This window comes from Blautia sp. AF34-10, assembly GCF_003477865.1.
Lineage (GTDB): Bacteria > Bacillota > Clostridia > Lachnospirales > Lachnospiraceae > Fusicatenibacter > Fusicatenibacter saccharivorans.
In genome coordinates this window covers 1-10365 of sequence record NZ_QUED01000041.1, presented here as the reverse complement: position 1 = coordinate 10365, position 10365 = coordinate 1, and the positions used below count along the sequence as shown (strand labels likewise).

The 10365-nt window shown below is 47.2% G+C and carries 9 protein-coding genes; 7 read left to right on the top strand and 2 right to left on the bottom strand.

Annotation, left to right across the window (positions count from 1 at the left end; translation table 11 throughout):
* Nucleotides 1–129 precede the first annotated feature (129 nt).
* Complete coding sequence (locus tag DWZ60_RS16025; protein WP_119222094.1) at nt 130–1038, top strand: hypothetical protein; 909 nt, start codon at nt 130–132, stop codon at nt 1036–1038.
* 161 nt (nt 1039–1199) lie between these two features.
* On the opposite strand, the gene DWZ60_RS16020 is transcribed toward DWZ60_RS16025, so the two are convergent.
* Nucleotides 1200–2540, bottom strand: coding sequence for an ArnT family glycosyltransferase (locus DWZ60_RS16020; RefSeq protein ID WP_158576415.1), 1341 nt, complete (start codon nt 2538–2540; stop codon nt 1200–1202).
* 310 nt (nt 2541–2850) lie between these two features.
* Here DWZ60_RS16020 and DWZ60_RS16015 point away from each other — a divergent pair, with 310 nt between their 5' ends.
* The 6 genes from DWZ60_RS16015 to DWZ60_RS15990 all read left to right on the top strand — a co-directional run bounded on the left by DWZ60_RS16015 (nt 2851) and on the right by DWZ60_RS15990 (nt 8877).
* Entirely contained in the window at nt 2851–3960 is a 1110-nt protein-coding gene (locus tag DWZ60_RS16015) for an ABC transporter ATP-binding protein (RefSeq protein WP_022462026.1), read from the top strand.
* A complete protein-coding gene (locus DWZ60_RS16010; protein WP_022462025.1) occupies nt 3957–4820 on the top strand; it encodes an ABC transporter permease subunit in 864 nt (287 codons plus the stop codon). The genes DWZ60_RS16015 and DWZ60_RS16010 overlap by 4 nt, the downstream gene beginning before the upstream one ends.
* A 12-nt stretch (nt 4821–4832) precedes the next feature.
* On the top strand, nt 4833–6350 hold the full coding sequence (locus DWZ60_RS16005; RefSeq protein WP_243038374.1) for a GldG family protein: 1518 nt from the start codon (nt 4833–4835) through the stop codon (nt 6348–6350).
* Entirely contained in the window at nt 6350–7087 is a 738-nt protein-coding gene (locus DWZ60_RS16000) for a DUF4340 domain-containing protein (RefSeq protein WP_119222090.1), read from the top strand. The genes DWZ60_RS16005 and DWZ60_RS16000 overlap by 1 nt, the downstream gene beginning before the upstream one ends.
* Nucleotides 7033–7830 carry a DUF4340 domain-containing protein gene (locus DWZ60_RS15995; protein ID WP_147397767.1) on the top strand — a complete coding sequence of 266 codons (798 nt, stop codon included), beginning with the start codon at nt 7033–7035 and terminating at the stop codon, nt 7828–7830. Before DWZ60_RS16000 ends, DWZ60_RS15995 begins: the two co-directional genes overlap by 55 nt.
* A 237-nt stretch (nt 7831–8067) precedes the next feature.
* Nucleotides 8068–8877 carry a hypothetical protein gene (locus DWZ60_RS15990; protein ID WP_147397766.1) on the top strand — a complete coding sequence of 270 codons (810 nt, stop codon included), beginning with the start codon at nt 8068–8070 and terminating at the stop codon, nt 8875–8877.
* A 99-nt stretch (nt 8878–8976) separates the two neighbouring features.
* Here the strand turns inward: DWZ60_RS15990 and DWZ60_RS15985 are convergent, their stop codons facing one another.
* The gene (locus DWZ60_RS15985) at nt 8977–9939 is read right to left on the bottom strand and encodes an alpha/beta fold hydrolase (RefSeq protein ID WP_117814430.1); all 963 of its coding nucleotides are present in this window, start codon (nt 9937–9939) and stop codon (nt 8977–8979) included.
* Between the last annotated feature and the right edge of the window lie 426 nt (nt 9940–10365).

Below are 10365 nucleotides of genomic sequence, written 5' to 3'. Positions count from 1 at the left end.
CTAATAGCAAAATTTGATATTTTGTGATATTGAGGGTATGGAGAATCGTAATCTCTATCAAGTTTGTCAGAGAATCATAATCCAGAAAAGGGGATTTTGAGTTACTCTAGGCGATACTTGCTTTAGAAAATGATTAGCCATAATGAGTTGGAACGTGGGAGGAGGAAAATATTAAAAATATTTGTTTGCTTCATTGGAATTATGATATCAGCATCTACTGTATCGGCATCTAAACTTGAAATACTATCGGAATCTGAAGATTATGAAAAAATAGTTGAGCTGGCTGATGAAATTGTGTCTGTTACAAATGGAGGACCTGTTGAGGATCCGTTTGAGGAGGGAATCCGTGTATCGGATATTGATTTTGATAATGCATTAAAAGAGTATATTGATACGCCACTTTTGACCTCAGAACTTCTTTCTGTGTCCGAAGTAGAAAGCGCGTTAGAACAAAGCGATTATATTTGGATTATCCCGATTAGAGCATATGGACATTTGTATGAAGCATGTGCGGTAAGGGCAAATGGGGAAGATGGACAACCGATTGATCAATGGCACATAAGTGGAGCCAGAGGATATGAATTAGACGATACGCCGACCTATATAGAACAATTAAATATTTCACTTGCTGCAAACCCAGATATTGTATGGGACAATTATAAGTTTCGACTTGTTGGAGGAGTAGATCCGATTCGTTTTCCGGTCTGGATTACATTCACGGAAACGCAAATGGAGTATCTGATACCGGGACGTGAAGATGCTGCAGCGTGTCTTACAGACAGTTCGGAAATAGCGGAAGATAGACTTGATGGTGAAGAAGAATTCCATGCATATAGTTATGCTGCGGTTGTTGCCGCAGTTGCTGATTCGTCTTATATCGAAACTGACGATGCACAAGGAGGAACCAATATTGTCCTTGATGTTGCAAATCAGCCGGTGAAACATCAAAATAAGATGTTGGTAATTATTTTAGAAATTGGGATTCTGGCAGTTGGTATTATAGCTGGTTTGGCAATTAAAAGGAAACAAAGAAAGTGAAAGGGAAGCCCGGATGAAACATATCTAAAAACGAAAAGCTTGTAACGAAGAAACAGGTGCTATCTGAGAAAAAGAGACAGCACCTGTTTTTTATAGAAATTCCGGAAAATAATGCCAAAAATTCAGCACGGCAGAACGTGAATTACTGCGTTACAAATTTTTTATACACAGCAGCCCGGAATCAGAAATCCGATGTAGCTGATGAGGAACAGTACCAGCCAGATCGTTCCAGGCAGGAGTGTCAGATGGCAGGAGGCGCGCTTCCACTCGGCGGGAAGTTTCGCGGTGAGAGAAGAGTAGCCGTCGTCGATCCAGATCATCAGAGGGACGAGCGCCGGCATCAGGTAGCGGCCCTGAGACTGGTAATCGCTGAAATACGTGTTGTACATGTCCATGAACAGCGTGACCAGGCAGGCGAGGAACAGCATCACAAAGAGGAGAAGCTGCGGCTTTTTGCGGAACCAGTGCGGAACCATGCCGAGGAACAAAAACACTAGGAATCCGAATGCCATCAGGGCGCCGTACAGCAGATAAAGCACCATCGGGAGATGGACGGTCATGTAGGAGAACGAGCCGATGAAGCTGCTGACGGTCGAGAACAGCCAGTTGGAGGTGCGGCCCTCCGGGGTCTGTAAATACGTCTGCTGGAAGCTCCAGCCTTCGGATGCCGGGGTCTGACGATTCTCTGGTTTGTATTCATCGGCTGCGTACAGCGCTGCGGATTCATTCGAGGTGCGCATGCCGAGCAGATCGCCGTCGTGGATGACGGCATTGCGGATGAAGAACCAGCCGCCGATCAGGAAGGCGATAGCGAAAACAGCCAGCGCTTTGACAAAAATTTCTTTTGCCGGTTTCCGGAAATGAATCATCAGCGCGAAGAACAGCAGAATGCTGCACAGCAGGTACGCGTAGGCGTTATAGTACGACAGCGCGCAGAGTCCGCAGCCTGCTCCCAGGCCGATACAGTCTTTTTTGCAGAATGCGCTTTTCATGCCGCGAATCCAGAAATAGATGATCAGTGCGACCGTGAAAACGGCGAACGAGTCGTTGTTCACATAGCAGGAGAGGAACACAAACTGCGGCAGAAAACCGACGAAAATACCGCCGAGCAGTGCGGATTCGCGCCGTTCAAAGAGCTCTTCGCCGATCAGAAACACAACGATCAGTGTGCCGGTGCCGGAAAGGACGCTGGTGAGGCGAGCGGCAGTTAAAAGAGCCGCTGCACTTTTCGTAAACAGCGATGTAATGGCCATAAACACGGAGCTGATGATCGCGGTCAGATACGGATACAGCGCATAGGAGAATCCCCACAGCGGATGGCGCACCGATTCTTCCATGCCGTTCGGCAGTGTGTGGTGTGAGACGATGTATTCCGGAATCAGCATCCGCATCGCCTCATCGGGGGCGTGTTCGGTTTTCAGGAAAATCGAGGTGCCAAAAGAGATGCAGAAAAAGCCGAAAATCAGCATATACTTGGCCCAGTAGTAGTCTTTTTTATTCATAGAGTCTCCTAAAATCTCCAGTCCCGGACGGGAAAAAGTCCGGCGTAATATTTTGCGGCGGAACAAAAATGGAAAAGCGTCCGTCCGCGGATACGTTATAGTATACATGATTTTTATGGTAAAAGAAATTGATTTTTCGTCGAAAAACAAACAAACTGCTCCATGGCTTCACTGTTTTTTCACAAATTTTCCAGCAAATTATCACATTTTCAGAATAAGATAAAGTGTCTTTAGAAAATGAGAGCATCTCCGGCTCTTTCACCCCCAAGGGCGGGCCGGAACTGCTTTAAGAAACAAGGAGGAAGGAACATTGATAGAGGTTAAAAACCTGGTGAAACGCTATGGCGACCACGTAGCTGTCAATAACCTGAGTTTTACCGTAGAAGAAGGCCAGATCTATGGATTTCTTGGCCCGAATGGAGCCGGAAAATCAACGACCATGAACATCATCACCGGCTATCTGGCATCTACGGAGGGCGAAGTGCTGATCAACGGCCACAACATCCTGGAGGAGCCGGAGGAGGCAAAAAAATGCATCGGCTATCTGCCGGAGCTGCCGCCGGTCTACACGGACATGACCGTTCTGGAATATCTGAAATTCGTGGCGGAATTAAAGAAAATTCCAAAGGATCAGAGAAAGAAACAGATTCTTGAGGTCATGAATCTGGTGAAGATCACCGATATGCAGAACCGTCTGATCAAGAATCTGTCGAAAGGATACCGACAGAGGGTCGGACTGGCACAGGCAGTGCTCGGTTATCCGCCGATCATCATCCTCGATGAGCCGACGGTAGGCCTGGATCCCAAGCAGATCATTGAGATCCGCGACCTGATCAAATCACTGGGTAAAAAACATACCGTTATCTTAAGTTCCCACATCCTTTCCGAGGTCAGCGCCGTCTGCGATTACGTCATGATTATCGCAAAGGGACAGCTCGTTGCGAGTGATACCCCGGAAAACTTAAGTAAACTGATGCTTGGATCAAACACGGTTACATGTACCGTTCACGGAACGAGAAAGCAGCTGGTTCCGGCGCTTAATGCGCTCGATGCAAAAGAGATCCAATATGAAAATACGCCGAATGAGGAGCAGATTAAGGTAAAAATTACCACGGAAAAGGATAAGGATATCCGCGAGGAGCTGTTCTATGCACTGGCAAAGGCCAACTGCCCGATCCTCGAGCTGACTTCCTCCTCGATGTCTCTGGAAGACGTCTTCCTGGAGCTGACCGATGATTCCGGAAAGGCTGCAAGAAAGCTGAAAAAAGCAGAGAAAGAACAGCTGAAACAAAAAGAATGTGAAAAAGAATGTGAACCAGAAGCAGACAAAACGGCTGTCGGGGAAACGTCTGAAGAAAAAAGCACAGATGCAGCGGAATCAGCCGCTGAAACAAAACAGGAGGAGGGAGACGCACAATGACGGCGATTTATAAAAAAGAGTTAAAAAGCTATCTGACAAGCATGATCGGATATCTGTTTATGGCGTTTACTCTGGCGCTGTTCGGCCTGTATTTTACGGCCATCAACCTGCAGCAGGGTTACCCGGAGATCGGATACGCGCTGCAGAATTCCGCATTTATTCTGCTGATCGCAGTACCGGTTCTGACAATGCGTGTCCTGTCGGAGGAGCAGAAAAATAAGACGGATCAGCTGCTCCTTACCGCACCGGTAAAAATTTCCGATATTATCCTTGGAAAATATCTGGCACTTCTCACCATTTATGTGATTCCAGTGCTGATTATGTGCCTGTATCCGCTGCTTCTTGGAACCCACGGAACAGTTTCCTACGCTGTATCCTACACTTCGATCCTTGGCTATTTCCTGCTGGGAGCAGCCTATATTTCGGTCGGTGTGTTCGTTTCCTCCATCACCGAGAGCCAGGTCATCGCAGCCGTTGTCGGCTTTGTGATCCTGTTCCTGTGCTACGTGGAGAGCGGTATCGCAAACTTCTTCCCGGAAGGAGCCGGAAGCTCTTTCTTTGCTTTCTTTATCATCATTGCACTGGTATGCCTCTGGATCGGCAGTATGATTAAAAACCCGATCATTACAGGTGTGATTGCCGTGATCGGCGAAGGCGCGCTGACGGCAGTTTACTTTACAAAATCCACCCTTCTCGAGGGCAAAATCCAGGATCTGCTCGGTGTATTCAACATGGCAGGCCATATGGATAACTTTGTGAACGGTATTCTGGACATTGGCGGTGTTGTTTACTACCTGTCCGTCATTGCAATCTGCACTTTCCTTGCAATGCAGTCCCTGCAGAAGAAACGCTGGAATTAGGAGGTGGAGACGATGAGCAGCGAAAAGAAAGAAAAGAAACAGCATAAAATGAATTTTAACATTAAAGAAAAGCTGAAAAAGACGTTCTCCAAAGAACATCTGAAGGAAGTGTTCACCGGCGAGGAGCAGAAAAAGCACCTGAAACAGGGCTCTTATTCTTCGATTATGACGGTGATAGTTCTGGCTGTGATTGTAGTTATTAACCTGATTGTGGCACAGATTCCGACCAGTAAAACGCAGATTGACCTGAGTACCCAGAAAATGTACTCCATTACAGATGAGACGAAAACGGCATTAAAGGACCTCGATCAAGACGTCACCCTGTACTATATCGTACAGAAAGGCAGCGAAAACGATACGATCGAGAAGCTGCTGGAGCACTACGATGAGCTTTCTGACCATATCAAAGTAGAGACAAAAGACCCGGATCTGTATCCGAAATTTACGAGTCAGTATACCGATCAGACGGTAGCTGCAAATAGTGTGATTGCCGTATGCGGTGACAAGAGCAAGGTGGTCAGCAACAGTGATATGTGGGAGACTTCCACGAACTATCAGACCTATCAGACACAGACGACCGGCTTTGACGGCGAGGGTCAGATTACCAGCGCCATCACGTATGTGACGAGTGAAAACAACCCGAAGGTTTACTGGGTAACCGGCCACGGCGAGGCTTCCGAGAGTGATCTCTCTACAAACTTCAGTGATGCCATTAACAAAAACAATGTGGAAATCAGTGATCTTGCCCTGATGACAGACGATATCCCGGAGGATGCCGAGGAGCTTGTGATCATGTCCCCGACCACCGATTTCTCCGAGGATGAGGCAAATAAAGTCATTACCTACCTGGAAAACGGCGGAAAACTTCTGATGTTCACCAGCTATACCGGAACGGATATGCCGAATCTGGATTCCATACTGGAGAACTACGGCGTGAAACGCTCCAGCGGAATTGTTGTGGAGACCGATTCCCAGCATTATTATCCGCAGATGCCGTATTATCTGCTGCCGAACATTCAGAGTGATGACATTACAACCGAAGTAAAGAGTAATTACATTCTGATGCCGGTTGCACAGGCAATTCAGAAGCTCGATTCTTATCGTGATACCATTACGATCAAGAGCCTTCTGACGACCACCGAGGACGCTTATATTGAAAATGACCCGGAGAACAGCACCTGGTCGAAGAGTGCGGACAGTGAGACGGGCGCATTTGACCTTGGCGTTTCCATTACAGAAACTGTAGATGATAAAGAGACACAGATCATTTATTTCTCGAGTGCATCGATGCTGAGCAGCCAGATTGACCAGGCAATCAGCGGTGCGAACTCGAAGCTGGCAGCGACTGCACTGACCTCCATGTGTGATGTGGAGCAGACCGTCGTTATTCCAAGCAAGAGCACAAGCTATACAAACCTGGTATTTACACAGGGAGCAGTTAACACCTGGTCTATTATTACCATTGCGGGAATTCCGCTGGTACTTGTTGTAATTGGCGTGATGATCTGGATGAAGAGGAGAAAACAGTGATGAAGAAAAAAGGAAAGATGGCGGCCTGCCTGATCCTTTTGGTACTGCTTCTTGCCGTACTGGTGGTGCTGACGAAGAAAAACAGCACCGCCGATGCGGACAGCAGCAGTTCGGATTCTGGTGCAGACGCCGAAAAAGTAGTTGATTTTTCAAAAGATGATGTAACAGCGCTTTCGTTCCAGATCAACGGAGAGACGGTGTCCTTTACGAAAACAGCAGGAGACGATGATACCGATATCTGGACATACGATCAGGAGGATGGATTCCCACTGGATGAGGGCAAGATAACGAACGTTTTAAGCTCTCTTAGCAGCATGACAGCAGAAAGAGTCATTGAAGGCGATGAAATCGATTCTATGGCCGATTTTGGGCTCGAGACGCCGTCTCAGGAGGTTGTAGTGACTGCGGGAGACGAGAAAACGACGATTCATGTCGGAGATAAGAACAGCTCGAGCAGATACTATATTTATCTGAACGATGATACGAGTAAGGTTTATCTGGTAAGCACATCGCTTGGAACGATGTTCCCGTCCGATATGATGGAGTGGGCGACAACGGAATCCATGCCATCTGTGACGGCGGAAAACATTACAAAGCTGCAGGTGGAGGGTGAGAACGGATATACGCTGACAAAAGAAGTAGCGCTGCTGATTCGGCACTCCAGACGGATGAATGGCAGGTTGTGGACGCAGATGGAGCGGCACATGGCGGTGATGCGGATTCGATCGGCACCATGACAAGTGCAGTGGCATCTCTTAGCTTTGGAGATCTTGTTACGTACAACGCATCGGATCTTTCCCAGTACGGACTGGATCAGCCAAAGACGACGATTCGCGTGCATTACACGGAAGAGCAGGAGGTTGAGGCTGACGATACAACAACGGCAGATACTTCTTCGGATTCCACAACAGATTCTGCATCAAGCGACAGCACTGCAACGAGCTCTTCTTCCGAAACGACAACCGTTACGGTGGAGAAAGATCTGGTATTGTATGTCGGCAATGCAAATGAGGACGGCGGTTCTTATTACGTGAAGCTGGACGGCTCGAATGAAGTTCATCTGATGACGGCTTCGAACGTTGAAACCTTCACCGGAAAGAAGGCATCTGATTTTTGGAACATGTATATCGGCATGGAAAATGTATCGGATCTGACGAGTCTTGATATTACGTATAACGGCGAGACGAAGACGTATGTACGCCATGTGGAAGAGAAAAAGGATGACGACAGCGATTCCACAACACAGGAAATCAGTTACACCTGCGGCGATGAAACGATTGATAAATCAACGTTTACCACATTCTATTCTTCACTCATTGGCCTGAAGGCGCAGACGAAGGATGAGAGCCTCGTACAGGCCAAGGATGCCGAGTTTACCGCAGTCTTCCATATGACAGACGGCGACCTGACATTTGCTTACAGCCCGTATGATTCAAGCTTCTATTACACGGTAGATGAGGACGGAGTGCGTCTCTTGTGAATAAAAATAACGTGAAGACCATGGTGGAAAATTACGGGAAACTGCTTGCGGCAAAGACGGAGGATGACAGTTCTTCGGATTCGGCGGAATAAGGAGTCATTAAAGGCTGGTTAAAATTGAAAACGGAGGATTTACTGAGAGTGAAAAATCAGTAAATCTTCCGTTTTTTTATGGGAAAATGAAAGCGGAAGAAGTATAATGGGAGTATAACAAAGACGGTGGATGGGGGGTGAAAGGATGAAAAGGGTTTGTTTGACAGTATTGTGTATTCTGCTGGTGGGCTGCGGTAATGCAGAAACGGCGGAAACAGAGGAGAAAATGCGGTTTGAAAATCTGGATCCGGTAAAGGTAAATATGCAGTACGGAGGGTTGAAGGAGTGGGATCGGTTTTATAATGGCTTTTATGAGCAGAAAGAGGGAAGCGATCTCATTGTTCTGGGAACGGTAGAGGATTATAGCTGTTTTGCCGGTGGAATTGAGATTGCAACCGATATTTCACTGCGGGTGGATGACGTTTTGAAAGGTGATATGGAAGCCGGAGAACATATTACGGTTCGAAAGCTGGGCGGAGCAGTTACGGTGGAAGAGTATCTGCAGTCCATGGAGGATGCGGGAATTACGTACTGGAACGCAGAGGAGCTGAAAAAGGAGTATTCGGAGGAGGAACGGCGGGAGAACTATATACAGATCAGCTTCTGCGACCTTGATCCGGTGATCGGGCAGAAATCCTTGTATTTTCTGGAGAAAGATGCGGAAAAGGAGCTTTATTACCGGCTTTGCGACGGGTTTGGACAGTATGTAGAGACTGCGTCGGGTGAATATGTAAACGCGTATGAGATTGCAGATGAGAAAAGAAATGCGGATGAGCCAATGATGCTTGCACTGGGAGAAACGGTGGAATTTGACCCGGATGCAGCGCCGGAGGAGAGAATTAATATTTATACGATGGATGAAATAAAAGAGGGAATGGAAACGTATACAGCGTCGCCAACGGATTATCCGGGCGCAGAGGAAGATGCGTTGGAAATGGACTGTGAGCCGGGTTAAAAATGGAAAAACGGAGGATTTACTGACATGGAAATATCAGTAAATTCTCCGTTTTTTTGTCTCATTTTTTTCGCTCGAGGCCGGGAGCAGAAGGGGGTATTACTGTACCGGTGCGAAGAAGATCTGGATCTGGTCTAAGAGGGCCTGCGGGGCCTCCATCTGCGGCATGTGCTTTGTTTTCGGCAGGATCTGGGTTTCGATGGAGGTGTTGAGCGCTGTGTACAGCGCAAAGGTTTCTGCGATGCCCGGCTCTTCCTCGCCGCCGATGAGGAAGATGCTGTTGTCAATGTGCTTTAAGGCGTGGCCGATGTTGAGGTTCACGTAATTGCCCGCAAGGCTTGCAAAAAGGTACTTTCCGGCACTGCTCTGGAGGTGGGCTGACTCATAGAATGCGTCTACGTCCTCCGGCGAGCGGTGGAACGGGTTGTGGTAGTAGCTCTCGGTGAATAAAAGCTCGATGTTGGATCGGCCGGTGAGCGTGTGGTACAGCAGCGTTCCGACGAGCGGGAGCTCGATCATGCGTTTCAGGAAGCGGCTGCGTTTATCCGGGATTTTGTTGAGCTTGGCAAGGTCGGTCGGGTTGATCATCATGATTCGGCCAAAGCATTTCGGGGCTGTATTGCAGGCGGTTACGACGAAAGAACCGGATAAACCGGATGCAATTACGTCGGTTGGACATCCGATGACCTGCTTGATGAAGGTGACGATGAGCTGTACGTATAAAAAGTTCGTGTACGTGATCGCCGGCTTGTCGGAACGGCCGCAGCCGAGAAGATCGAGTGTGTAGACGGTGTGATCCTTTGCGAGAGTATCCTCAATATACTGCCATTCGCGGCCGCTGGAGGCACAATGTAAGTCATGAAGTAAGAGCATCGGGGTTCCGGTGCCTTTTTTTGTGTAAAAAATATCGCCGAACTGCCAGGAAAAGATCTCTTTTTCAGCCGAGGCGAGCAGGTTTTTCCGTACGGCGGCGGTATCGAGCGTTTTATTCAGAAAGTAAATCGCTGCGCCGGACATCGTGGTGAGGACACTCAAGGTGACCAGTTTTTTGCTGTGTTTCATATGATAAAACTCCTTTCAGGGGTCTCCCGGAGGGGAGGAATCGGTTCGAAACGTTGTGTTGAGCTTATTATAAGCGAAAAAAGGGAAAGATACAATGCAAAAATTAAGGGAAAAATGAGAAAAAGAGACGAAAACAAGGCGCAATTTAACAAAAAGCGTAGACAATTCCAGGAGAACTACGTTATGTCAACTACTGGCGAATGGCATATTTAAATGGTTTACATAACTGCAAAAAAACAGAGAAAAAATGATGCAATAATACACATAAAAGCATGAAAACGGCACTATGGGATAAAATCCTTCCAGATTGGTAAAAATCCATGAAAAAATGGTCCCAAAATGCGTTTAGTAAATGGTTTGGAAAATCCGAAAAAACGAATGTTAAAAGTTCAATTCATACGAAAATATAAAAATATAATTAAATAA

Coding starts and splice junctions, on each gene's coding strand:
- DWZ60_RS16020 (WP_158576415.1), bottom strand. CDS start 2,540: ATGAATAAAAAAGACTACTACTGGGCCAAGTATATGCTGATTTTCGGC.
- DWZ60_RS16010 (WP_022462025.1), top strand. CDS start 3,957: ATGACGGCGATTTATAAAAAAGAGTTAAAAAGCTATCTGACAAGCATG.
- DWZ60_RS16025 (WP_119222094.1), top strand. CDS start 130: ATGATTAGCCATAATGAGTTGGAACGTGGGAGGAGGAAAATATTAAAA.
- DWZ60_RS15990 (WP_147397766.1), top strand. CDS start 8,068: ATGAAAAGGGTTTGTTTGACAGTATTGTGTATTCTGCTGGTGGGCTGC.
- DWZ60_RS15985 (WP_117814430.1), bottom strand. CDS start 9,939: ATGAAACACAGCAAAAAACTGGTCACCTTGAGTGTCCTCACCACGATG.
- DWZ60_RS16000 (WP_119222090.1), top strand. CDS start 6,350: ATGAAGAAAAAAGGAAAGATGGCGGCCTGCCTGATCCTTTTGGTACTG.
- DWZ60_RS16005 (WP_243038374.1), top strand. CDS start 4,833: ATGAGCAGCGAAAAGAAAGAAAAGAAACAGCATAAAATGAATTTTAAC.